The organism is Curtobacterium sp. MCLR17_039 (assembly GCF_003234745.1).
GTDB lineage: Bacteria > Actinomycetota > Actinomycetes > Actinomycetales > Microbacteriaceae > Curtobacterium > Curtobacterium flaccumfaciens.
Genome location: NZ_QKTF01000003.1, coordinates 1 through 22,885 on the forward strand (window position 1 = coordinate 1; position 22,885 = coordinate 22,885).

Annotated in this window: 25 protein-coding genes; 17 read left to right on the forward strand and 8 right to left on the reverse strand. The window is 71.3% G+C overall.

The annotated features are described in order from the left end of the window. The 3 genes from DEJ00_RS18425 to DEJ00_RS03800 form a co-directional block, all read left to right on the forward strand. On the forward strand, window positions 1–812 hold an 812-nt coding region (locus tag DEJ00_RS18425), incomplete at its 5' end, for a S26 family signal peptidase (protein ID WP_111056465.1). Beyond that, on the forward strand, window positions 809–1,663 hold the full coding sequence (locus DEJ00_RS03795; RefSeq protein ID WP_111056466.1) for a LamG domain-containing protein: 855 nt from the start codon (window positions 809–811) through the stop codon (window positions 1,661–1,663). The genes DEJ00_RS18425 and DEJ00_RS03795, both read left to right, overlap by 4 nt. A gap of 229 nt (window positions 1,664–1,892) precedes the next feature. Then, on the forward strand, window positions 1,893–2,462 hold the full coding sequence (locus tag DEJ00_RS03800) for a manganese efflux pump MntP family protein (protein ID WP_111056467.1): 570 nt from the start codon (window positions 1,893–1,895) through the stop codon (window positions 2,460–2,462). A gap of 81 nt (window positions 2,463–2,543) precedes the next feature. Here DEJ00_RS03800 and DEJ00_RS03805 read toward each other — a convergent pair whose 3' ends face one another. Further along, window positions 2,544–2,867: a DUF4190 domain-containing protein gene (locus DEJ00_RS03805; RefSeq protein WP_111056468.1), complete on the reverse strand. Its 324-nt coding sequence runs from the start codon at window positions 2,865–2,867 to the stop codon at window positions 2,544–2,546. A gap of 88 nt (window positions 2,868–2,955) precedes the next feature. Between DEJ00_RS03805 and DEJ00_RS03810 the strand changes: the two genes are divergently transcribed. After that, entirely contained in the window at window positions 2,956–3,312 is a 357-nt protein-coding gene (locus DEJ00_RS03810; RefSeq protein ID WP_111056469.1) for a hypothetical protein, read from the forward strand. A 29-nt stretch (window positions 3,313–3,341) separates the two neighbouring features. On the opposite strand, the gene DEJ00_RS03815 is transcribed toward DEJ00_RS03810, so the two are convergent. Beyond that, window positions 3,342–4,754 (reverse strand): hypothetical protein, encoded by a 1,413-nt coding sequence (locus DEJ00_RS03815; protein WP_111056470.1) that lies wholly within the window; start codon window positions 4,752–4,754, stop codon window positions 3,342–3,344. A 138-nt stretch (window positions 4,755–4,892) separates the two neighbouring features. Between DEJ00_RS03815 and DEJ00_RS03820 the strand changes: the two genes are divergently transcribed. The 10 genes from DEJ00_RS03820 (at window position 4,893) to DEJ00_RS03865 (ending at window position 16,041) form a co-directional block, all read left to right on the forward strand. Next, complete coding sequence (locus DEJ00_RS03820; protein ID WP_111056471.1) at window positions 4,893–5,615, forward strand: SDR family NAD(P)-dependent oxidoreductase; 723 nt, start codon at window positions 4,893–4,895, stop codon at window positions 5,613–5,615. 96 nt (window positions 5,616–5,711) lie between these two features. Further along, entirely contained in the window at window positions 5,712–6,404 is a 693-nt protein-coding gene (locus DEJ00_RS03825) for a DUF6766 family protein (RefSeq protein ID WP_258373526.1), read from the forward strand. Window positions 6,405–6,533: 129 nt separating this feature from the next. Further along, entirely contained in the window at window positions 6,534–7,877 is a 1,344-nt protein-coding gene (locus DEJ00_RS03830; protein WP_111056472.1) for a sensor domain-containing protein, read from the forward strand. After that, complete coding sequence (locus tag DEJ00_RS03835) at window positions 7,874–8,518, forward strand: response regulator transcription factor (protein WP_027466877.1); 645 nt, start codon at window positions 7,874–7,876, stop codon at window positions 8,516–8,518. Before DEJ00_RS03830 ends, DEJ00_RS03835 begins: the two co-directional genes overlap by 4 nt. 164 nt (window positions 8,519–8,682) lie before the next feature. After that, window positions 8,683–9,693: a LacI family DNA-binding transcriptional regulator gene (locus tag DEJ00_RS03840; protein WP_111056473.1), complete on the forward strand. Its 1,011-nt coding sequence runs from the start codon at window positions 8,683–8,685 to the stop codon at window positions 9,691–9,693. Window positions 9,694–9,827: 134 nt separating this feature from the next. Beyond that, on the forward strand, window positions 9,828–11,093 hold the full coding sequence (locus DEJ00_RS03845; protein WP_111056474.1) for an ABC transporter substrate-binding protein: 1,266 nt from the start codon (window positions 9,828–9,830) through the stop codon (window positions 11,091–11,093). Window positions 11,094–11,118: 25 nt separating this feature from the next. Continuing rightward, the gene (locus DEJ00_RS03850) at window positions 11,119–12,072 is read left to right on the forward strand and encodes a carbohydrate ABC transporter permease (protein ID WP_111056475.1); all 954 of its coding nucleotides are present in this window, start codon (window positions 11,119–11,121) and stop codon (window positions 12,070–12,072) included. Beyond that, complete coding sequence (locus DEJ00_RS03855; protein ID WP_071404106.1) at window positions 12,069–12,941, forward strand: carbohydrate ABC transporter permease; 873 nt, start codon at window positions 12,069–12,071, stop codon at window positions 12,939–12,941. The genes DEJ00_RS03850 and DEJ00_RS03855 overlap by 4 nt, the downstream gene beginning before the upstream one ends. A 53-nt stretch (window positions 12,942–12,994) precedes the next feature. Beyond that, the gene (locus DEJ00_RS03860) at window positions 12,995–14,272 is read left to right on the forward strand and encodes a family 1 glycosylhydrolase (RefSeq protein WP_111056476.1); all 1,278 of its coding nucleotides are present in this window, start codon (window positions 12,995–12,997) and stop codon (window positions 14,270–14,272) included. Between the two features lie 86 nt (window positions 14,273–14,358). Continuing rightward, entirely contained in the window at window positions 14,359–16,041 is a 1,683-nt protein-coding gene (locus DEJ00_RS03865; RefSeq protein ID WP_111056477.1) for a CBM35 domain-containing protein, read from the forward strand. Between the two features lie 93 nt (window positions 16,042–16,134). Here the strand turns inward: DEJ00_RS03865 and DEJ00_RS03870 are convergent, their stop codons facing one another. Beyond that, window positions 16,135–16,530 carry a MerR family transcriptional regulator gene (locus tag DEJ00_RS03870; protein ID WP_027466874.1) on the reverse strand — a complete coding sequence of 132 codons (396 nt, stop codon included), beginning with the start codon at window positions 16,528–16,530 and terminating at the stop codon, window positions 16,135–16,137. Between the two features lie 95 nt (window positions 16,531–16,625). On the opposite strand from DEJ00_RS03870, the gene DEJ00_RS03875 reads away from it, so the two are divergent. Further along, on the forward strand, window positions 16,626–17,327 hold the full coding sequence (locus tag DEJ00_RS03875; RefSeq protein ID WP_111056478.1) for an SDR family oxidoreductase: 702 nt from the start codon (window positions 16,626–16,628) through the stop codon (window positions 17,325–17,327). Between the two features lie 84 nt (window positions 17,328–17,411). Here DEJ00_RS03875 and DEJ00_RS03880 read toward each other — a convergent pair whose 3' ends face one another. Beyond that, window positions 17,412–18,062, reverse strand: a complete 651-nt coding sequence (locus DEJ00_RS03880) for an NAD(P)H-binding protein (RefSeq protein ID WP_111056479.1) — start codon at window positions 18,060–18,062, stop codon at window positions 17,412–17,414. 129 nt (window positions 18,063–18,191) lie between these two features. Between DEJ00_RS03880 and DEJ00_RS03885 the strand changes: the two genes are divergently transcribed. Together DEJ00_RS03885 and DEJ00_RS03890 are read left to right on the forward strand one after the other, a co-directional pair. Continuing rightward, window positions 18,192–18,677, forward strand: a complete 486-nt coding sequence (locus tag DEJ00_RS03885) for a DUF4126 family protein (protein ID WP_051597019.1) — start codon at window positions 18,192–18,194, stop codon at window positions 18,675–18,677. A 145-nt stretch (window positions 18,678–18,822) separates the two neighbouring features. After that, window positions 18,823–19,794 (forward strand): NAD(P)-dependent oxidoreductase, encoded by a 972-nt coding sequence (locus DEJ00_RS03890; RefSeq protein WP_111056480.1) that lies wholly within the window; start codon window positions 18,823–18,825, stop codon window positions 19,792–19,794. Window positions 19,795–19,803: 9 nt separating this feature from the next. Here the strand turns inward: DEJ00_RS03890 and DEJ00_RS03895 are convergent, their stop codons facing one another. The 4 genes from DEJ00_RS03895 to DEJ00_RS03910 are packed head-to-tail and all read right to left on the reverse strand — an operon-like array spanning window position 19,804 to window position 22,879. Further along, complete coding sequence (locus DEJ00_RS03895) at window positions 19,804–20,997, reverse strand: MFS transporter (RefSeq protein WP_111056481.1); 1,194 nt, start codon at window positions 20,995–20,997, stop codon at window positions 19,804–19,806. Further along, on the reverse strand, window positions 20,994–21,692 hold the full coding sequence (locus DEJ00_RS03900; protein ID WP_111056482.1) for a carboxymuconolactone decarboxylase family protein: 699 nt from the start codon (window positions 21,690–21,692) through the stop codon (window positions 20,994–20,996). Before DEJ00_RS03900 ends, DEJ00_RS03895 begins: the two co-directional genes overlap by 4 nt. 60 nt (window positions 21,693–21,752) lie before the next feature. Next, complete coding sequence (locus DEJ00_RS03905) at window positions 21,753–21,956, reverse strand: hypothetical protein (protein WP_111056483.1); 204 nt, start codon at window positions 21,954–21,956, stop codon at window positions 21,753–21,755. Further along, the gene (locus tag DEJ00_RS03910) at window positions 21,953–22,879 is read right to left on the reverse strand and encodes a helix-turn-helix transcriptional regulator (RefSeq protein WP_181440082.1); all 927 of its coding nucleotides are present in this window, start codon (window positions 22,877–22,879) and stop codon (window positions 21,953–21,955) included. The genes DEJ00_RS03905 and DEJ00_RS03910 overlap by 4 nt, the downstream gene beginning before the upstream one ends. Window positions 22,880–22,885: the final 6 nt, after the last annotated feature.

Sequence of the window (22,885 nt, forward strand, 5' to 3'; positions counted from 1 at the left end):
GCTCCGAGACGGTCCTCGCCTGGTCGGTCGCCGCGATCGCCGCCCTGCTGCTCACCGCCGCCGTCCTGTTCCTCTCCGCCGGCGGGCGCTGGTTCGTCGTCGAGACCCCCTCGATGGGCGAAGCCGCCCCGGTCGGCACCCTCGTGCTCGACCTGCCGGTGGACGTCGCCACGCTCAGCGTCGGCGACATCGTCTCGTTCGAGACCTCCGCCAACCCGGACGTCGTCTACACGCACCGCATCGTCTCGATCGACGCGGACGGCGGGATCCACACCCGCGGTGACGTCAACGGCGCGACGGACCCGTGGACGCTCACCCAGGCCGACGTGATCGGCACCCCCGCGCTCCTCGTCCCGCGCATCGGCTGGCTGCTCCGCGCCGCCCCGATCCTGCTCATCGGCACGCTGATCATCCTGACCCTGACCAGCGCGTTCACCGACCGGGTGACCCGCACATGCCTGCGGATCGCGGGCAGCGCCCTGACCGTCTCGTACGCGGCGTTCGTGTTCAAGCCGTTCGTCAACGTGACGACGATCACGAACACCTCGAGCCCGACCGGCGTCGAGGCCACCGTGATCTCGTCGGGGATCTTCCCGGTCCGCGTCGACGCCCACGGCGGCAACAGCGTCCACCTGGTCGACGGCGAGATGGGCCGGGTCGTCATCCACGAGCTGACGAAGAACGGGCACTACCAGCTCATGTCGAACATCGACCTCGACCCCCTGGGTTGGGTCGCCCTGGTCGCCGTGTGCCTCGTGCCGCTCGTGGCGTGCCTGGCGGTCGGCCGCGTCGAGGCGGTGCGTCCCTCGTGATCCTCCGCCGCCTGCGCGACGGTCGCGTCGTCGCCGTCCTCCTCGTGGTCGCCCTGGCCGTCGTCGTCCTGCTGAACCAGTTCGCCCCGACCCGCTCGGCGTACACCGCCCGCGTGACCAACAGCGCGAACACGGCCGCGACCGCCCCGTACTTCACCTGCACGGGCGCCGTCGGTGCGGACACCGCGAACGCGCTGTTCGCCTACCGCCTGACCGAGGCGTCGGGTTCGCGGACGGCCACCGACTGGTCGGGTCGTGCTGCGAACGGCACCTACCAGGGCGCCATGACCGCGACCACGCCGAGCCCGAACGCCTGCCCGCGTGACAGCGGGAGCGCCTACGCGCTCAACGGGTCCACGAGCTACGTCTCCACCCCGCGCTCGTCCGCCAACCCGACGACCTTCAGCGAGGAGGTCTGGTTCCGCACGACGGTCGCCGGCGGCATGCTCATCGGCTTCGGCAGCAGCCAGACCGGAGCGTCGAGCCAGCACGACCGGAAGCTCTACCTGACCACGACCGGCCAGCTCGCGTTCGGCACCTACAACGGCGCCACCCAGGTCATCACGTCGCCGACGGCTGTCAACGACGGTGCCTGGCACCACACCGTCGCCACGATGTCGCCCACCAACGGCATGCGCCTGTACGTCGACGGCACGCTCGTCGCGTCGAACACGGCCTTCAAGAGCCCCGAGAACTTCACCGGGTACTTCCGCGTCGGCTACGACGTCGTCAGCGGGTGGCCGGGTTCCACGAACAACCCGTACTTCACCGGCTCGATGCGGTACGCCGCCGTCTACGGCACGGAACTGACGGCCAGTCAGGTCGCCGCGCACGCGGCCGCCGGTTCCTGACGCACTGACTGCCGGCCTGGAGGCACGTGGCCGTGCCCGCCACGGGCCTCCAGTCCGTCCCTGGTCACGTCGACGACGTGGGCCGGGTTGGCGGGCCGGGCCCACCAACCCGCGGATTCGGGCCGACGAATCCCGCTGATCAGGCCTTTTCGTGCCCCGGGCCGTGCCAGGATCGTCAGGTCCTGAGACGTCGGAGTCTCCATCCGACCGTCTCGAAAGGCGCCACCCCATGTCCTTCTGGGCCCTGTTCCTCATCGCGCTCGGCGTCTCCGCGGACGCCTTCGCCGTCGCCCTCGGCAAGGGCCTGCACATGAAGCGCTTCGACGTGCGGCACGCGATCGTGATCGCGCTGACGTTCGGGGTGTTCCAGGCGGTGATGCCGTTGCTCGGCTGGCTGCTCGGGTCGGCGTTCGCGCAGTACATCGCGGCCTTCGACCACTGGGTCGCGTTCGGGCTGCTCGCGCTGATCGGCGGGAAGATGCTGTGGGAGGCCTTCTCGAAGCACGAGGACACCGAGCAGGACACCGATCGGCTGCCGATCCGCGAGCTCCTCGTGCTGGCGGTGGCGACCAGCATCGACGCCCTGGCGGTCGGCGTCACCCTGGCGTTCCTGCCCGTCTCGATCGGCGGCGCGGTGCTGCTCATCGGGATCACGACCGCGGTGCTGTCGTTCGTCGGGGTCCTGGTCGGTCGCCGTGTCGGTGCCCGCTTCGGCAAGCCGGCGGAGATCGCGGGTGGTGTCGTCCTGATCCTGATCGGTCTGAACATCGTGCTGGAGCACACCGGCGTCATCGGCTGAGGCCGCGGTCAGAGCCGACACCGGACGAACGGGAGGCCCGTGGCGAGCTGCCACGGGCCTCCGGTCTGGTGCTGGTGGGTGTCAGTACCCGCTCGTGGAGCCGGTCGCGACGACGGCGAACAGGAAGATGATCCAGATGATGCCGAACACGAGCGACAGGGCGCTGATGATGATGCCGGCGAGAGCCAGGCCGCGGCCGCGCTCCCCGGTCTTCTTGATCTGCGAGAGCGCGATGATGGACACCACGAGGCCGGCGATGTTCACCACGAAGGCCAGGACGAACCCGACGATCGCCATGACGTTGAAGCGGTCGGACGACGGCTGCATCGGAGCGCCGTAGGGCTGCCCGCCGGCTGCGTAGGGGTTCGGGTTCTGCTGGTTGTACTGGGGCGTGCCGTCACTCATGGCGCCGCGTCCTCTCTGGTCAGGGGGATGTCTACACAGGAAACGTACAGGACCATCGGGCCGCGGTGTGCGGTGGGATCATCGGGGCATGGGATGGCTGCGCCGACACCTGCTGCACGGCGGCCGGTACGACGAGCGGAACCGACGCGACCAGCTCCGGCGGTACGTGGTCCGCGGCGACCGGCTCGTCGCCTTCCTCACCGAGCACGGCGATCCCCACGTCGCGCGGGTGCAGGAGCGTGTGGACCATGCGCGTGGGCTGCTCGAGCACGGCTGGGACCGTGACGACCTGCTGACGGTCGCCGCGCCGGTGCGGGCACCGTGGCCGAACGGCAAGGGGCGTGATGCGGGGGCACCTGCTCCGGAGTACGCCGACCGGGCGGACGGGTTGATCGAGGACCTGAACGCCGTGGCGCTCGAGCTGCGGGCCGTCGTCGAGGTCTGATGCGGCACTGACCGGCAGTGCAGCACCCCTCAGATGTCGAGCACCCCGTCCACCGCGTCCGACCGGTCGGCGATGTGCCCGCTGTCGATGTCCTCGTCCAGGTGCACGCCGACGTACGGCCAGTCCTGCACGTGCCCGGCATCGTCGAACACCCGGTAGCGCCGACGGAGCCGCAGGTACGGCACGGCGCTGTGCTCGAACGACACCACGACTTCGGTCGCGGGCCACTCCCCCTCGACGGTGACCTCGACGGCCCGGTAGGCACTCGCCGACCGGTGGAGCGCGGGGTGGTCGCGGGTCCACCGGATGTCGGGCTGGTCGAGTGCCTCGAACACGCCCACGAGGTCCGCGACCGCGCGCTCCCGTGCGGCAGCGTCCAGGTCGTGCAGCGGCCAGCGCGCGCCCTCGACGTCGGTCAGGTCGAACCGCTCCGTCCACGGTGCGAGGGCCGTTTCCTGTCGGTCCTGTTCGTCCTCCCACGACGTCTCGTCCTCGTCGATCGCGGGGCGGGACGGCAGGTCCCCCGTGGTCACGGTGGCGGGTAGGCCGCCGGTCACGTCGAGGTCGACCTCGCGGGAGACGTAGACGACGTTCCGGAACACGGACGCGTCGGGCTCCAGTCGCGGACCGGTCGGTGCGTACCGGATGGTGAGGACCGAGCCGGTGCGGCGGACGTCCTCGACCAGGTGGTCGACGGCGATCGTCGTCCGGCCGCCGTCGGTCCGCACGAGCACGAGTTCGGTCGGCGGCGTCGGCAGGGGTGGCGCGGGAACGGCCGGTGCTCCCGACCGACGAGGGAAGTCGTCCTCGTCGTCGTCGGCGTCGGATCCGGCACTCCAGGAGTAGCGGGGGCCGTCATCGTCCGCGTCGTCGTCGTCCAGCAGCTCGGGGTCGTCGTCCTCCGGCTCCTCGCCGGCCGCCAGCGTCGCGGCCCACTCCTCCGGCGACGGCCAGAACGGCTCCGACGGCGCCCACGGCAGGGTCTCCGGGTCGACGCCGTCGAGCGGGTCGTCCGATTCCCCGTCATCGTCCTCCGAATCCTCGAGGCCCTCGTGCTCGGAGTCCTCGTCCTCTCCCATCCACATCGACGCGTCACGCGGGTCGCCGATCCACAGCCCCTCGACGTCCGCCCCGAGCACGCGTCGATCACCGAGGTCGACCGTGCACGTCACCCCGGTCGGCGTGACGTGCACGGCGGTCCGGGACATCTCGTCGAGGTCGTCGCCCACTTCCTCGAGCGATCCGTAGACGACCCAGGCGCCCCCGTCGGTCGCGAGGACCCCGACCTCGTCGACCGCACCGTCCGGCAACGGGGCGTCCGGCCACGTCACCCACCGCACGTCGTCGCCCGTGACGACCGCCGCGACCGGTCGCGTGGCGTCCGGCACGATCGTCGCGTCACCGACGCCGACGGCGTCGATCGGCTCGAGGAAGCTGCTCATGCAGCGACCGTACCGCGGCCCTGTGGCCGGCCCGTGAACAGCCGGGAGGCCCGTGGCGGGCCCGCACCGTGCCTCCCGTCCGCTCGTTCCCGGTCCACCTGCCGGACCCGCCGCAGCCGTCGGGCGCATGATGGGCGGATGGCACGCATCCTCGTCACCGGATCCACCGACGGCCTCGGGCGGGGAACCGCCGACTCGCTGCTCCGCAGCGGACACGACGTCGTCGTCCACGCGCGCAACCCAGCCCGCGCCGAGGCGGTCGCCGACCTGGTGGAGCGCGGCGCCGAACTCGTCGTCGCCGACCTGGCGGACCGCGACGCCGTGATCGCCACCGCCCGGGAACTCGACGCCGGCACCCCGCTCGACGCCGTCGTGCACAACGCCGGGGTGATCTCCGGCCGTTCCCTGGTGCCCGTCAACGTCGTGGCGCCCTACCTGTTCACCGCGTTGCTCCGCTCGCCGGGGCGGCACGTGTACCTGAGCAGCGGGATGCACCGGGGCGGCCGTCCGCGCCTGGACACCGTCGACTGGACCGGCGCTTCGGAGACGAACTCGTACTCCGACACGAAGCTGTTCGTGACGGCGCTCGCCGCCGAGGTGCCGCTCCGACGCCCGGGCGTGCTGAGCAACGCCGTCGACCCGGGCTGGGTGGCGACCAAGATGGGCGGGGCCGGCGCTCCGGACGACTTCGAGCTCGGACACCGGACGCAGGAGACGCTCGCGACCGACCCGGACCAAACCGTGACGGGTGGTTACTGGTTCCACGGGGAGCGGCAGGAGCCGCACCCGGCGGTCGCCGACCGGCGGTTCCGCACCGAACTGCTCGACGCGCTGGCGACGGCCACCGGCGTCATGCTCTGAGTCGCTGACGGACCGGCACGACCGGTCGGGTGCTCCTGCGAAGGCGTTCGTGGCGACCGGACCAGGATGGGCTCGACGCGACGAACGGAGGACCCGGTGACCCTCGGCCTGCACAACGGATCGAGTGGGTGGCAGCGCGTGCGACGGCACGGCCTGCTCCTCGCGAACGTCGCCGTCTTCGTCGTGTGCTTCGTCGGCATGGTGTTCGCCGGGTGGCGGGTGTCCGCGGCGGACGCACTCCAGCACGGCGAGGCGGCCGTGTCGCTCTGGGGCTTCCTGACGAGCGGCGACTTCGCCGAGGCCACCTTCGAGAACTGGGAGAGCGAGTTCCTGCAGATGGGCGCGTACATCGTGTTCACGGTGTTCCTGTTCCAGAAGGGGTCGAGCGAGTCCGAGCCCCTGGATGAACAGAGCCCGCAGGACGAGGACCCCCGGGAGCACGCCGACGACCCGAAGGCCCCGTGGCCGGTGCGCCGGGGCGGGATCGTGCTCGTGCTGTACGAGAACTCCCTGCTGATCCTGTTCGCGGTGCTGTTCCTCGGCAGTGTCGTGGGGCACCTGATCGGTGGTGCGGCGGCCTACAACGAGGAGCAGCTCGAACACGGCGGCGATGTCGTCACGGCGTGGGGCTACCTGGGCACGAGCCAGTTCTGGTTCGAGTCGATGCAGAACTGGCAGTCGGAGTTCCTGGTCATCTCGGTGATGGTGATCGCCACCGTGTCCCTGCGGCAACGAGGGTCGAGCCAGTCGAAGCCCGTGGCCGCACCGACCGAGCAGACCGGGGCCTGACCGGACCCGGCTGGCGACGATCGCGGGGTTTCCCCACCGACGACGGGGGGCAGCACCGGTGTGCGGGCGGACCCCCGCGGCGAGGCTGGTGTCGGGCAATAAGCTCGTCACCGACACGAAGAGGTCCGCATGTACACCGCCGTCGCCACCCCGGGCGCACCCACCACCGTCCCCCGGTTCCGACCGTTCCGAGCCGTCGCCGACGGCAGCACTTGGCGGGCCTTCGCGTTCCACGCCGCGCACCTGCCGATCGCGATCGCCGCGCTGGCCTGGTTCGTCGTGGTGCTGGCCGTCGGCATCCCGGTGTCGCTGACCTGGGTCGGCCTGGTCGTCGCCGCGTTCCTGCTCGGTGGGTCGCACTGGTTCGCCGCGGTCACCCGCCGGATGTCCGCCGCGCTGCTCGGGCAGGTCGTCGTCGCCCCGGCACCGCCCCGTGCAGGTTCGACGCCGCTCGGCACCGCGTTCGCCCGGCTGTCGGACGGCCCCACCTGGCGGGCGTTCGCGTACCTGCTCGCGGGGTTCGTGCTGACCACCACCACGTTCGCCGTCTCGACCGCTGTGCTCGTGAGCGGTCTCGGCGCGATGACCCACGCGGCGTGGGGGCACTTCCTGCCGGCGCAGCGGGGCGCGGACGGCGAGCTCCACAGCGGTGCGCAGTTCCTCGGCGTGTACGTCGACACCCCGCCGCTGCAGGTCGCGTTCGCGGTGCTCGGCCTGCTCATCGTGCTGTTCCTCTGGCCCGCGGTGAACCACGGGCTCGCGGCACTGCAGCGTGTGGTCATCCGCGCCCTGCTCGGTGCCACCGCCCGCGACCTGCGGCTCCGCCAGGTCACGGCCTCGCGCGACGCCGCCGTGCTCGACGCCGACACCACCCTGCGCCGCATCGAGCGGGAGCTGCACGACGGTACCCAGGCCCGGCTCGTCGGCCTGGCGATGACCCTCGGCGACGCCCGCGACCGCCTGCAGACCGGCGCCGACCCGGACGCGGTCACCGCGCTGGTCGACCGGGCACACGCGTCGACGAAAGAGGCGCTGGTCGAGCTCCGCGCCCTGGCCCGCGGCATCCGCCCGCCCGTCCTCGACGAGGGGCTCGAGGCCGCGCTGACCTCGGCGTGCTCCCGGACCCCGTTCCCCGTCGCGCTGTCGGTGGACCTGCCCGTCCGGCCGTCCCGCGTCGTCGAGGGGATCGCGTACTTCGGGGTGCTCGAGCTGCTGACGAACGTGTCGAAGCACGCCGGGGCCTCGGCCACCGCCGTCCGGGTCGGCATGCTCGGCACCGACCTGCTCGTCGAGGTGGAGGACGACGGCCACGGCGGGGCACACGTCGCGCTCGGCACCCCCGACGGTCACGGCACCGGCCTGGCCGGGGTGCTCGAACGGCTGTGCGCCGTGGACGGGGACCTGCAGGTGGACAGCCCCGCCGGCGGCCCGACCCGCATCCGGATGCGCATGCCGAGCGGAGCCGAACGGTGAGGATCGTCGTCGCCGACGACAACACGATCGTGCGCGAGGGGCTGACGTCCCTGCTGCGCGGTCGCGGGCACGAGGTCGTGCCGGTGTCGGACGGCGACGCCGCGGTGGCCGCCGTCGCGCACGGCGCGGTCGACGTCGTGGTGATGGACATCCGGATGCCGCCGACCCACACCGACGAGGGCGTCCGCGCGGCCGTGCGGGTGAAGGACGTCCGGCCCGACGTCGGGGTGCTCCTGTTCTCGCAGTACGCCGAGGCGCAGTGGGCGCGGGCGCTGCTCGACGTCGCCACCGTCGGCGTCGGGTACCTGCTGAAGGACCAGGTCGCCGAGGTCGGCACCTTCATCGACTCACTGCACCAGGTCGCCGCGGGCAACGTCGTGCTCGACCCCGAGGTGGCTGCCGCACTGGTCCAGGCGCCGCGTGCCACGAGCGGTCCGCTCGACTCGCTGACCGCCCGCGAGACCGACGTGCTGCGCCTGATGGCCGAGGGCCGGTCCAACGCCGCGATCGCGGACACGCTGTTCCTGTCCGGCGGGACCGTCGAGAAGCACGTCACCGCGGTCTTCACCAAGCTCGGGCTCGAGGCGACGCCGAACGAGAACCGGCGGGTACTCGCGGTCCTGCGGTTCCTGGCGGACTGAGCGGGGCCCTGGACGGGCGACCGACCGGACGGGAGGCCCGTGGCGGGCCCGCCACGGGCCTCCCGTCCGGTCCGCACCACGCTGGTGCGGTAGGTTCCTGCCGAACGCAGTCCGTAGGTGAGAGGGGGCGCCCGATGGCGCAGGGGCACCGCTCTCCGCCCACGATGAGCGACGTCGCCGCCGTGGCGGGTGTCTCGAAGAAGACCGTCTCGAACGTGCTGTCCGGCTACGAACACGTCTCCGTCCGCACCCGCGACCGTGTGATGGCCGCCGTCGACGAGCTCGGCTACGAGCTCAACGTCTCGGCCCGGAACTTCCGCGCCGGACGCTCCAAGGTGCTCGGCCTCGCGGTGCCGGAACTGCGGCAGGCGTACTTCGCCGAACTCGCCGACGCCGTCATCCGCGCTGCCGGAGCCGTGGGCTACACGGTGCTCATCGAGCAGACCGCGAGCGGCGTGCGCGAGGCGGACGCGATCACCCGGATGCGCGAGCACTCCATCGACGGCATCATCTACAGCCCCCTGACCGTCCGGCCGAGCGACGCCGCCGCGCTCGAGGTGAAGTTCCCCCTGGTCGTGCTCGGTGAGCCGATCCCGGACGCCCCCGTGCCGTTCATCGCCATGTCGAACGCCGACGCGCTGCGGGACGCGACCGCGCACCTGCTCGACGCCGGTCGGCGGTCGATCGCGTTCATCGGCTCCGACCCGTCGGGCCCCGTGCGCACGGCGCAGGAGCGACTGCGGGGCTACCGCGAGGCGCTCGACGACCACGGCGTGCCGTTCGCACCCGAGCGCGTGGTGCCGACCGCGCTGTGGCACCGGGCCGAGGGGGCGGCGGCTGCACGGCAACTCCTCGACGCCGGCGTGCCGGTCGACGGGATCGTCTGCTGCAACGACGCGCTGGCGCTCGGGGCGATGAGTGCCCTGCAGCTCGCGGGCCGGACCGTGCCGGACGACGTCGCGGTCGTCGGGTTCGACGACATCGAGGAGTCGGCGTACTCGACCCCGGCGCTGACCACCGTGTCGGCCGACCTGGACCGCGTCGCGGCGACGGCGGTCGGGGTGCTCGTCGCCCAGCTCGAGGAGGGCGCCCCGGCGACACCGGGGGTGCTGCGCTCGCCGCACGCACTCGTCGTCCGGGCGTCGTCCGGACCGTTGCGCTCGGTCTCTGCCTGACCCGGTGACCGCGGGTGCTCCCCGACCCCTTGACCGGGCGGTCGAGCACCGGCTACTGTCCACATTTACACCGGTGTAAATCCGGCATGGACGAGGTCCGCACACCGACGTGCCGGACGGATGGCAGGTTTTCGATGAAGAAGCACATCGCGGTCGTCGCGCTCGCAGCAGCGGCGTCGCTCTCCCTCGCCGGGTGCGCCGGCTCCCCCGGGTCGTCGGGTGACGGCGGCCACGTCGACCTGACGTTCTGGCACGGCTACACCGAGGCCGACGGCAAGGTCCTGGACGGCATCGTCAAGGACTTCAACGCCTCGCAGGACAAGGTCACCATCACGACCCAGACGAAGACCTGGGCCGTGATCGACGACACGATGCTCCCCGCCCTGTCCGCGAAGAAGGGCCCGGACCTCGTCGCGATGACCTCCGACCGGCTGCCGGTCTACGCGCAGAAGAAGGCGCTGGTCGACCTCAGCGACTTCTACGCCGACGACGCCAACAACACCGGGGACCTGAAGGAACAGGCCGTCGCGATGGAGCGGGTCGACGGCAAGGAGTACGGGGTGCCGAGCGGGTTCGTCCCGCTCTCCGTGATCTACAACAAGAGGCTGTTCGCAGCGGCCGGCATCGACTCCTTCCCGACCACCTGGGACGAGTGGGTCGCCGACGCGAAGAAGCTCACGAAGGACGAGAACGGCGACGGCACCCCCGAGCAGTACGGGCTCGTGCTGCCGGACCACCAGACCGTCGGCAACGGCATCTGGCCGAGCCTGTTCGCCGGCAACGGCGGATCGATCACGAACGAGGCGGGCACGAAGTCCACCATCGACTCCGCCGCGAACGCCGAGACGCTCGAGTACTGGGCGAAGGCGGTGCGCGACGACAAGATCTCGCCGACCGGTGTCGACGGCATCGCCGCGGACAAGCTCTTCACGGCCGGAAAGACCGCCATGGAGATCGGCGGCCCCTGGATGGCCGGCGTCGCCGAGGCCTCGGACATCGACTACGGCATCGCCGCGATCCCGGCGGGCCCCGAAGCGCAGGTGGCCTCGGCCATCGGCATCTCGCTCGGTGTCACGGCCCAGACCGACGACGCGAAGCAGGCCGCGGCCGAGCGGTTCCTGCGCTACTTCAACGAGCAGTCCGTCGCGACGAAGTGGGCCCTCGGGTCCGGCTGGCCGCCGCTCCGCACCGACGTCACCGCCGCGGACGTCGACGAGAACCCGACCGTCGCGACGCTCACCGGGCTGCCGGGCACCACGATCCCGCTCCTGCCCGGCGTGGTCGACAGCGCTGACGTGCTCACCGCCGTGGACACCGCGACCCAGAAGGCGATGGCGGGCGGGGACCCCGAATCGCTCCTCGCCACCGCCGACGCCGACGTGCAGTCGGCCCTGAAGTAGCAGCACCGGCCCTCGGAGGACCCTCGTGACCACGCAGCAACTCGGCCGACGCCGTCGGTACCGACCACCGGGCCAGCTCGGCGGACGATCGCCCCTGAACGGCACGTTCCGCCGCCGCGCCACCATCGTCGGGTTCCTCGCACCCGCGATCGTCATCCTCGGGGCGTTCGTGCTCTGGCCCATGCTCTCGGCGCTCCGGCTGTCGTTCACCGACGCCAGCGGGTTCGGCGACCCGTCGTTCATCGGGTTCGCGAACTACGTCCGGGTCTTCACCGACCCCGACGTCCTGCGGTCCATCGGCAACACCGCGCTCTACTCGGTGCTCTTCACCCCCGTCGCGATCGTCGTCGCCCTGGTGCTCGCCCTCGTGCTGAACCACCCGGCCCTGCCGTTCCGCGGGTTCTTCCGGTCGGCGTTGTTCCTGCCGTTCATCGTGTCCCTGGCCGTCGCCGCGTTCGCGTGCTCGTACCTGCTCGACCCGCAGATCGGTTTGCTGAACCACTGGCTGCAGCTCGTCGGCATCCGGCTCGGCAACGTGCTGCAGGACCCGACGCTCGCGATGCCCACCGTGGTGCTCGTGGCCGTGTGGAAGAACTTCGGCTTCTACATGGTGATCTTCCTGGCCGGGCTGCAGGAGATCCCCACGAGCCTGTACGAGGCAGCGCAGCTCGACGGAGCGAACGGCCGCCAGCGGTTCGCGAACGTCACCTTCCCGATGCTGAGCAACACGATGGCGTTCGTCGTGATCGTCGCCCTCATCGCCGCACTGCAGGCGTTCGACCAGATCTACGTCCTGACCGGCGGTGGTCCGTACCGGTCGACCGAGACGATCGTCATGCAGATCTACCAGTCCGGCTTCAAGGACCTCGACCTCGGGTTCGCGAGCGCCCTGGCGTACGTGCTCCTCATCGCGACCCTGCTGCTCAGCCTCGTGCAGTTCCTGTTCTTCGGGAAGCGCGGAGAGGACACCGCATCATGACCGCGCTCCCCCGTCCCGCGACCGTCGTCCGACGCAGCACCGTGGCCCGTCGACAGCCGTCGATGCGCTGGCTCGGCTTCGCAGCCGTGGCCGTCGTGACCCTGGCGGTGCTGCTCCCCGTGCTCGTGATCGTGTTCACCGCGTTCAAACCGGCGAGCGAGGTCAACGCCTACCCGCCGACGCTGTTCCCGCACACCTGGACGCTCGACAACTTCCGGGCGATCTTCACGCAGCTGCCGTTCGGGCGGCTCATCCTGAACAGCTTCGCGTTCGCCGGCGGTGTGACGGTGTTCGCGCTGGCGTTCGACGCGCTCGCCGCCTACGCCCTGGCACGGCTCGACTTCCGGGGCAGCAAGGTGCTGCTCATCGTGATCGTCGCCAGCCTGATGATCCCGTTCCAGGCGACGCTCATCCCGATCTACCAACTGGTGTCCGACCTCGGGTGGGTGAACACGTTCGCGGGGCTCATCGCTCCTCGGGCGGCGGACGCCTTCGGGATCTTCTTCCTGCGGCAGTTCTTCGTGTCGTTGCCCCGCGACCTGGACAACGCGGCGCGGATCGACGGGGCCTCGGAGTGGCGGATCTTCCGGAGCGTCGTCCTGCCGAACGCCGTCCCCGCCCTGCTCACCCTCGGCATCTTCACCTTCGTCAACAACTGGAACGACCTGCTCTGGCCGCTGGTGTTCACCACCGACCAGGACATGGGGACCATCACGTCCGGCCTCACCCTGCTGACCGGACCCGGCGGGATCATCCCGCAGGGCGTGATGATGGCCGGCGCCCTGATCGCCGTGCTGCCCCTCGCCGTCATGTTCCTGCTCGTGCAACGCCGCTTCATCGAGAGCGTCGCCAGCACCGGGCTCAAGTGACGACGACACCGCACGAGCCCGGAGCGGCCGTGCCCACCACGAAACGAGACACCATGCACTGGTCCGACGACGGCAGGCTGCACTTCGCCCTGGGCATCGAGGACACCTTCGTCCCGCAGGCCCGACCGGGTGAACGGCCCATCGACGAGTACGAGCTCACCGACCACTACCGGCAGTACGCCGCCGACCTCGGGCTGGCGGTCGACGTCGGCGCCGAACTCCTGCGATGGGGCGTCCCCTGGTACCGCGTCGCCCCCGAGCCCGGCGTCTGGGACTGGTCGTGGGTCGACGGCGTCATGGCGCGGTTCCGCGAGACCGGCCTGCGGCCCGTGGTCGACCTGCTGCACTACGGCACACCGCTCTGGCTCGACGGGCAGTTCGCCCACCCCGACTACCCGGCGCACGTCACCGAGTACGCCGCCCGGTTCGCGGCGCGGTACGGCGACGTCGCCACCGACTACACGCCCGTCAACGAGCCCGTCATCCACGCCTTGTTCTCGGGTGAGTACGGGTACTGGCCCCCGTACCTGACCGGCGCCGAGGGGTCGGCCCGGATCGCGTCCGCCCTGGCCAAGGGGTTCGTCTCGACGCAGCACGCGATCACCCGCGAGCTCGGCGACGCCGCCACCTTCGTGCACGTGGACGCCGGCATCCGGTACGTGGGCGACGTCGACGCCCCGGAACACCGGGACACGGTCGCCCGCCTGCGCGCCCAGACGTTCCTGGTCGAGGACCTGGTCACCGGGGGCGTCGACGACGCGCACCCCCTGGTCGGTCGGCTCCGGTCGGGGGGCGTCACCGACGCCGACCTCGACTGGTTCCGGCAGCACGCGGTCCGGCCCGACGTGATGGGCGTCAACTACTACCCGCTGCACTCCACCGAGGTGTTCGAGGCGGGGGTGCACCACGGCGGCGGGTTCGCCGACCCGCGGCCCTACGAGGACACCGGCGTCGAGGGGCTCCGCGACGTGCTCACCACCTACGCCGAGCGCTACGGTGCCCCGGTCATGCTCACGGAGACGTGCGTCACCGGTTCGGTCGAGGAGCGCATCGGCTGGCTGGACGCGTCGGTCGCAGCCGTGCGGGAGCTCCGCGACGAGGGGGTGCCGGTCGTCGGCTACACCTGGTGGCCGCTGTTCGACATGTACGAGTGGACCTGGCGGCACACGGACGCCCCTCGCCAGGAGCACCTGCTCACGATGGGCCTCTTCGACCTCGTCGAGGACGGCGCCGGCGGCCTCGACCGTCGTCGCAACCCGGTCGCCGACGCGTTCGCTGCGCAGACGCGACAGGAACGGGTTGTGGCAGCGGCCCTGTCCGCGACCCCGTGACGGTCTGGAGGCGCGGGTCGGGTCGGTCCCGCGCCTCCGGTCCGCCTCTGGGCACCACCACTGCACCACCAACCGAACGGAGCACCATGTCCCTCCGCCTCGGCGCCGCTCCGGCGTCTCGTCGACGCCGAACGCTCGCGCTCGTCGTCATCGCTGCCGCCGCCGCGGCAGCCCTCGTCGCCGGCGTCGCCGGCCCCCTCCCCGCTCAGGCGGTCACGACCGGCAACGGAGCCCTCGTGTACTCGCCGGCAGCGGGTTCCTCGTTCAACCCCGAGGGCGGCCGCGCTGCCGGCACCACCTACGCGAAGAACATCGTCCTGAAGAACAGCGGATCGGCCAACGGCCAGCAGTTCGTCACCTTCGACCAGCTCGTGCTCGAGAACGGCGTGCAGGTCTACCCGATCTACCGGAGCACGGACAACGGCACCTCGTGGAGCCGCGTCGCCACGGTCAAGCCGAGCACGCAGTTCCCGACGCTCTCCCGCACCGCGCAGCCGTCGCTGTACGAGACCCCGGTCCAGCTCGGCACGATGCCGGCCGGCACGCTGCTGCTGAGCGGCATGATCATGCCCACCGACCGTTCGAGCAGCCGACTGGTCATGTACAAGAGCCTCGACCACGGGCTGACCTGGTCCTTCGTGAGCACCGTCGACACCGGCGGTCCGGCCACCTACGACCCGAGTCCGACCTCGACGACCTCGACGGTGTGGGAGCCGTCCGTCGCCGTCGATGCGAACGGCGGGCTGGTCACCTACTTCTCGGACGAGCGGCAGAAGGCGAACAACGTCCTGCAGGCCGTCAGCTACCGGCGCTCGACGGACGGCGGTCTGACCTGGGGCGGCCTGGTCAACGTGTCCGCACCGACCAACAAGAGCGACCGTCCGGGCATGATCACGGTGACGCGGATCCCGAACGGCAACTACGTGGCGACGTTCGAGGTCGTCAACCGACCGAGCCAGACGAACAACACGGCGCCGGTGTACTTCAAGACCTCACCGGACGGCCTGAACTGGAGCCCCGAGACGAGCATCGGCACCAAGATCGCGCTGCCGGACGGCCGTGGCGTCGGGTCGTCGCCCGAGGTGCGCTGGGTGCCGACCGCGGGCAACGCCAACGGCATGATCGTCGTCTCGTCCAAGTGGTCCCTCGACAGCGCGGGCAACATCGACGGTGGCCAGAACTTCGTCGTGAACCGCAACCAGGGCACGGGTTCGTGGGAGCAGCTCCCGTACGCGGTGACGTACGACGCGCGGGACGCCGAGGGTGGGACGTTCAGCGGCTTCGCCCAGGGCTTCGACTCGAGCGCGGACGGCAAGACGCTGTACCAGGCGACGAACGTCGAGAACCTCACCACCACGTACAACGACGTGCGGGTCGGGTCGATCCCGATCAACGCGCAGCGGTACGAGGCCGAGTCCGCGGTCCGGAACGACACGAGCACCGTCACCCAGGCCGACGCCGTCGGTGGCGCGAAGGTCGGGAACATCAACAACGCGACGAGTTCCGTGCAGTTCACGGTGCAGGCCGCGACCGCGGGGACGTACACGGTGAACGTCCGGTACGACAACGGCACGGGTGCGACGAGCACGCACGCACTCGCGGTCAACGGGACCTCGGCCGGTTCGGTCAGCTACGCGCCGACCGTCAACTGGGGCCGGTTCGGATGGGCGCAGAAGACGGTCACCCTGAAGGCCGGCGCGAACACGCTCACCTTCACCAAGGGGACCGGGTTCGCGGAGCTGGACCAGATCCAGGTGTTCCAGCCCTGACGCCGCACCTGCGGCCCTGGTCGTGACCGGGATGCGGCCTGGAGGCCCGTGGCGGACCCGCCACGGGCCTCCCGTCCGTCCCGGTGTCGCGTCTCAGGCCGCGACCGGCTCCGCAGGCCGGTCACGGAGCGCCGGGCAGTGCTCGGCGGTGGGGTGCTCGGTGATCGCGATGACCTGGTCGAGCCGCCCCCGGACCGCCTCGAGCTCGGCCAGCTGCGCGGTGATCCGGTCCCGCTCCGCGATGAGCAGCGCGAACGACTCCGGCGTCGACTCCCCACGGTCGACGCAGGGCAGCAGCTGCACGATCGTGCGGCTCGCGAGCCCGGCGGCGAACAGCTGCTGCACGAGCTGGACCCGCTCGACCGCTGCGTCCGTGTAGATCCGCTGCCCGCTCGCGGTGCGCGACGCGGTGAGCAGTCCCTGCTCCTCGTAGTACCGCAGCGAGCGGACGCTGACGCCGGTCTCGGCCGCGAGGTCGCCGATGCGCATGTGTGCTCCGATCCGGGCTTGCCCCTGACATGGATGTGAGGTCTTAGCGTAGCCGAGCCGCTGCGGGAGACACCCGCGCGGCAGGAGGAGACACCATGGACATCGCTGGATCGGTCGCACTCGTCACCGGCTCGAACCGCGGCATCGGACGCCGCTTCGCCCTGGAGCTGCTGGAGCGCGGGGCGTCGAAGGTCTACGCGACCGCACGCCGCCCTGAACTCGTCGACGTCGAGGGCGTCGTCGCGCTGCCCCTCGACATCACCGACCGAGCCTCGGTCGACGCGGTGGCCGCAGCCGCGGGCGACGTGACACTGCTCGTGAACAACGCCGGCATCTCGACGCAGGGCTCCCTGGTGACCGACGACCTGACCGTCGTCCGGAAGGCCATGGACACGCACTTCTGGGGCAGCCTGTCGATGATCCGCGCCTTCGCGCCGGTGATCGAGCGGAACGGCGGCGGCGCGATCGTCAACGTGCTGTCGGCACTGTCCTGGTTCGCGGCGCCCGGCGCCGGTGGCTACGCCGCGGCGAAGGCGGCCGAGTGGAACATGACGAACGCGGTCCGCCTCGAGCTCGCCGATCGGGGCATCAGCGTGCAGGGACTCCACCTCGGTGCGGCCGACACCGACATGATGGGCGACTACGACGGCCCGAAGACGGACCCGACGGACGTGGCCCGTGCGGCACTCGACGGTGTGGAGCGCGGCGCGGCCGAGGTGCTGGTCGACGACTGGAGCCGGATGGTGAAGGCGTCGCTCGCCGATGCACCGGAGCGCTTCTACGCGCAGATGGCCTGAGCGCCGCGGCGACGCGACGGACAACTCGGGGTCGCGGCGGGAGGACCGCCGCGACCCCGTCCGTCAGTGGTCTGCCGGTCCTGGTCAGACCGCGTCGGCGCGCAGGAACTCCGCCACCGGGGTCGACCCCGTGTTGAACCGGAAGGTGTTGCCGGCCGTGCCGGGGTTCTCGACCACGTCGGCGACCACGTGCGCCACGTCACCGCGCGGCACCTCGGTCGACGAGCCGTCCCAGTCGACGGAGCCGGTCGGCTCGTCATCGGTCAGGGTGCTCGGGGCGACGATCGTCCACTGCAGCCCCGAATCGCGGAGCACCGCGTCGGCGATCATCTTCGACTGCGCGTACGCGAAGAAGTCCTGGTCCTGCGGGATCCCGTGGTCGAGCTGCGAGCCGGACCACGACACCATCACGTAGCGGTCGACGCCGGCCTGCTCCGCCCCCTGGATCGACAGCACCGCAGCGTCGCGGTCGATGGCCCAGGTCCGGTCGACGGAACCGCCACCGGCACCGGCCGACCACACCACGGCGTCGTGCCCGCGGATCAGTTCGGCGAAGTCGTTCAGGGACTGCTGCTGGATGTCCGCGACGTGCGGTTCGCCGCCGTGCGCCCGGATCTCGTCGGACTGGTCGGCGTTCCGGATGACGGAGGTGACCGTGTGTCCGCGCTCGGACAGGATGCGGGTGGCGAGGAGGGCGACCTTGCCGTGGCCGCCGAGGACGATGACGTTGCTCATGCGCCGGACGCTACTCGGGGAGGCTCCGTGCACGGGGAACGCCGGACGTCCGCCCGGCGATCGCTCGCGATGCTCGGAACACCCGAGGTCACCGTGCGTACCGTCGGGGGCAACACGACAGGAGTCACGATGAGCAAGCAGCACGAGCAGCACACCCTGGTCCGCACCCTGGTCCTCGGCATCATGAGCGGCGGCCGGAGCGCCACCCCGCTCGCCGTCCTCGCACTGAACCACGACCGGTCCTCGCTGAAGGGTTCGTGGCAGCAGTGGAAGGTCTTCAGCACCCCGGTCGGCCGTGGGCTGCTCGTCGCCTCCGCCGTCGGTGAGCTCATCGGCGACAAGCTGCCGAAGACCCCGAACCGCATCGCCCCCTCGGCGTTGCTCGGACGTGTCGCGTCCGGTGCCCTCGCCGGAGCCGCACTCGGCACCACGGGCAAGCGCGACCTGCGCATCGAGGGCGCGATCCTCGGTGGCGTCGGTGCCCTCGTCGGCAGCTTCGTCGGCTGGGGTGTGCGCAAGGCCCTCGGGGGCGCGGGCCTGCCCGACCCCGTCGTCGCGCTCGCCGAGGACGCCGCGACCATCGCCGGCTCCGTGAAGGTCATCACCGCCGACTGAGCGTGCAGCTCGGCGCGCTGCGCTTGCTCGCCGCGCGCGCTGCGCTCGCCGCGGGCGCGCTTCGTGAGCAGGAACGGTCGGGTCGCACCGCCGCACCCGACCGTTCCTGCTCACGATCCGCACGCCTCGGCCTACGGTGGCCCTCATGCACATCGTCGTCATCGGAGCCACCGGCCACATCGGCTCGTTCCTCGTCCCCCGTCTCGTCCGCTCGGGGCACCGCGTCGTCGCCGTCACGCGCGGCACGAGCACCCCGTACGCCGACGCCCCGGAGTGGCAGCAGGTCGAGCGGATCACCGCCGACCGCGAGCAGGAGGACCGTGACGGCACCTTCGGCAGCCGCATCGCCGCGCTCGGTGCCGACGCCGTCGTCGACCTCGTCTGCTTCACCGAGTCCTCGGCCGCAGCGCTGGTCGACGCGCTCCGCGGCACCGGCACGCACCTGGTGCACTGCGGTTCGATCTGGCGCGCCGGTGTCTCGCACGTGCTGCCGATCACCGAGCAGAACGCCACCCCGCCGTTCGGCGACTACGGCGTCCAGAAGGACGCCATCGCCCGGATGCTCAAGGAAAAAACCGCATCAGGCGGTTTGGTCACGACGTCGCTGCACCCCGGTCACATCAGCGGTCCGGGCTGGACGCCGATCGGTCCGCTCGGCAACCTCGACACCTCGGTGCTGACGAAGCTGTCCGCCGGCGAACCGCTCGAGGTCCCCGGTCTCGGCGCCGAGACGATGGCCCACGTGCACGCCGACGACGTCGCGCAGGCGTTCCAGCTCGCGGTCGAGCACCGCGATGCGGCGGCGGGCGAGGACTTCTTCGTGACGGCTCCGACGGCGCTCACCGCGCGCGGGTACGCCCACCTGGCAGCGTCGTGGTTCGGCCAGGAGGCCCGGCTCGACTCCGTCACCTGGGACCGGTTCCGCGAGACCACGGCTCCGGAACACGCTGGCGCCAGCTGGGAGCACCTGTCCCGCAGCCAGGTCTTCAGCACCGAGAAGGCGAGTCGTCTGCTCGGCTACGCTCCGGCGTTCACCGCCGAGGAGACCGTGCTGGACGCCGTGCGCTGGCTCGTCGACCACGGTGAGCTCGAGGTCACGAACCCCCTGGTCCGCTGAGCCCCGGGGTCAGGCCCGCTCCGGCTCGACCACGAGACCACGGTCCCGGTGCGCGACCCAGACCGTCGCGGCGAACCCCGCCAGCACCGCGGCGCCGATCGTGACCGCCGTCCAGCCCCCGGCGTTCCACAGCACCGACGCCAGGGCCGAACCGATCGCGCCGCCGATGAAGTTCGAGGTGACGAACGCCGTGTTGAGCCGGCTCCGCGCGGCCGGGTCGACCGAGAAGAGCCGAGTCTGGTTGAGCACGTTCGCGGCCTGCACGGCGACGTCGAGCAGCAGCACGGCGAGCAGCACCACGACGATCGAGTGCGCACCGATCCCGGCGACGACCAGGGAGACGAGCAGGAGCACGATCGCTCCGCCGGTGACGGGTACCGACAACCCCCGGTCGTGCAGTCGCCCGACCCGCTGCGCCGCCACGGCACCCGCGAGCCCCACCAAGCCGACCAACCCGATGCTGCTGGTGGAGAAGTCGTAGGGGTCGCTGCTCAGCAGGAACGTCAGGGCGGTCCAGAACATCGTGAACACGGCGAACACCGACGAGCTGATCACCAGCGTGACCTGGACGGTCCGGTGGGTCCGGACGGCACGGAACACCGACAGGATGAGCTGCGGGTACGCCACCTTGCCGCGGGCGTCGAGCTCCGGGATGGCCCGCCGCAGCAACACGGCGAGGACGACCGCGACGACGGCGGCGAGGACGTAGATCGCGCGCCACCCGAACGCGTCCGCGACCAGGCCGCTGATCGTCCGAGACACGAGGATGCCGGTGAGCACCCCGGACGCGATCGTGCCGACGACGCGTCCGCGCTGCGCGGGGTCGGCGAGGTCCCCGGCCAGCGGGATGAGGAGCTGCCCCGCGACCGTCGTCAGCCCGACCAGCGCCAGGGCGACCAGGAGCGTCGCGAAGGTCGGTGCGATCGCGGCGAGCAGCAGCGCGACGGCGGAGGCGACGAGCACCCAGGGGATGAGGCGTCGGCGGTCGAGGACGTCCCCGAGCGGCACCACGAGCAGGATGCCGAGGGCGTAGCCGACCTGGGTCAGCGTGACGAGCAGCCCGGCGAGCGACGCCGAGGTGCCGAGCGACGATGCGATGTCGTCGAGCAGCGGCTGCGACCAGTACAGGTTGCCGACCGCTGCTCCCCCCGCGACGGCGAAGAGCAGGGTCCGGCCCGTCGACATCGAGTGGTCCGTGCTCATGCTGCGGGTGCTCCCTCGTTCACGGCGGCCAGGGCGTTCAACGTGCGCGGGTAGCCGATGAGCGGGACGAGCACGGTCAGGACGTCCAGCATCTGCTGGCGGGTGTTCCCGACGTTCAGGTTGCCGGCCACGTGCCCCTGCACCTGCGCGTCGGCCCCGCCGAGCGCCGCGAGCAGCGCGAAGGTCAGGAGTTCACGGGTGGGCAGCGACAGGCCGTCCCGGCCGACGGTGTCCCCGAAGCAGTTGCCGGACAGGAACCGCTGGAAGTGCACGGCGTCCGCGGGGGCGTTCTCGTACATCGCGTCGACGCGGTCCGCGCCGACGACGGAGCCCTGCACCGCTCGGCCGCGCTCGAGCCGGTCCGCCGGGGTGGTCGTCGACCGCCCGGGCAACGGCAGAGCGACCCCGCGGGCGACGAGCACGGCGTTGGTGATCGACAGGAAGTCACCGACGCGTGCGGAGCCGACGTATGCCACCGCCTGGTACACGATCTCCTTCGCTTCGGTGGGCGAGAGCGGGCCGTCGAGGGCAGCCTCCAGCAGGTCGCGGAACGCCGTCGGTGCCCCGGCCGCGATCGTCGCACCGAGCTGGACGACCACACGGTCGTGCTCGCTGAGTGAGGCGTTCCGCAGGGTCTCGTCCACGAAGTCGGCGTGGTACCGGGCGAACTCGGGGTCGGTGTCGGCGAAGGTCATGTCCTCGACGCTAGGGCCGACCGCGGGGCCGTGACAGGTGCTGTCCTCCCCCCTCAGCCGTCACCGCCGACGGAACAGCTCCCCCAGGTGCCACGGCCCGGGCGCGAGCCGCACGGCTGCCTCGGCTCGAACCCGTTCCTCGAGCTCGCGGTCACGGGTGAGCTCGTGGATCTCCTGCTCGGCGCGCAGCCCGAACCGCAGTCGGCTGACGAACCCGGTCGACGGAGCCGTGATGACGGTCTCGACGGACTCGGTCTCGTTCACGAGTCCTCCGCCGCCGCAGTGGAAGTGGCCGACGCCGTCGCCGACGCCGACGCCGCACTCGTCGCACCGGTCGCACCGGTCGCGCTCGTCGCCGCGAGGTTCGCCAGCAGCTGCAGCCGTTCCTCGGACGCCGACCCGGGCTCGGTGCCGTACACGACCATGGTCAGCCCCGAGTCCGTGACGAGCTCCATCGTCTCGTAGCTCATGTCGAGATCGCCCACGTCCGGGTGGTGCACGCGCTTGACACCGCTCCGGTGCCGCATCACGTCGTGTGCGGCCCAGCGCCGCCGGAACTCGTCACTGCGGGTGGAGAGTTCCCCGATCAGGTCGGTGAGTCCCTTGTCGTACGGCGAGCGGGCGGCCTCGGCGCGCAGGGCGGCGACCACGTCGCCGGCGATCGCGTCCCAGTCGCGCCAGAACTGCTGGCCGCGCGGGTCGAGGAACGCGAAGCGCGCGGTGTTCGGGGTGCCGGCGGGCGAGAGGAACAGCGGCGAGTACACCGCGCGGGCGAGTGCGTTCCCGGCGAGGAAGTCGAACCGGCCGTTGCGGACCCAGGCGGGGGCGCTGATCGAGTCGAGCACCCGCTGCACGTTCGGTCGGACCTTCGACGTCGGGATCGTCCGGCGCGAGGCACCCGAAGCGTTCTGCAGACGGGCCAGGTCGAACAGGTGCGCGTGCTCGGCATCGTCGAGACGCAGTGCACGGGACAGCGACTCGAGGACGCTCTCGGAGACCCCGGTCAGGTTCCCGCGCTCGAGGCGGACGTAGTAGTCGACGCTCATCCCCGCGACCATCGCGAGCTCTTCGCGCCGCAGTCCCTTGACGCGGCGTACCCCACCGAAGTCGGGCAGACCGACCTGCTGCGGTGTGACCCGCTCGCGGCGTGTGCGGAGGAAGTCGCGCACTTCGCTTCTGGTGTCCATGCGTCC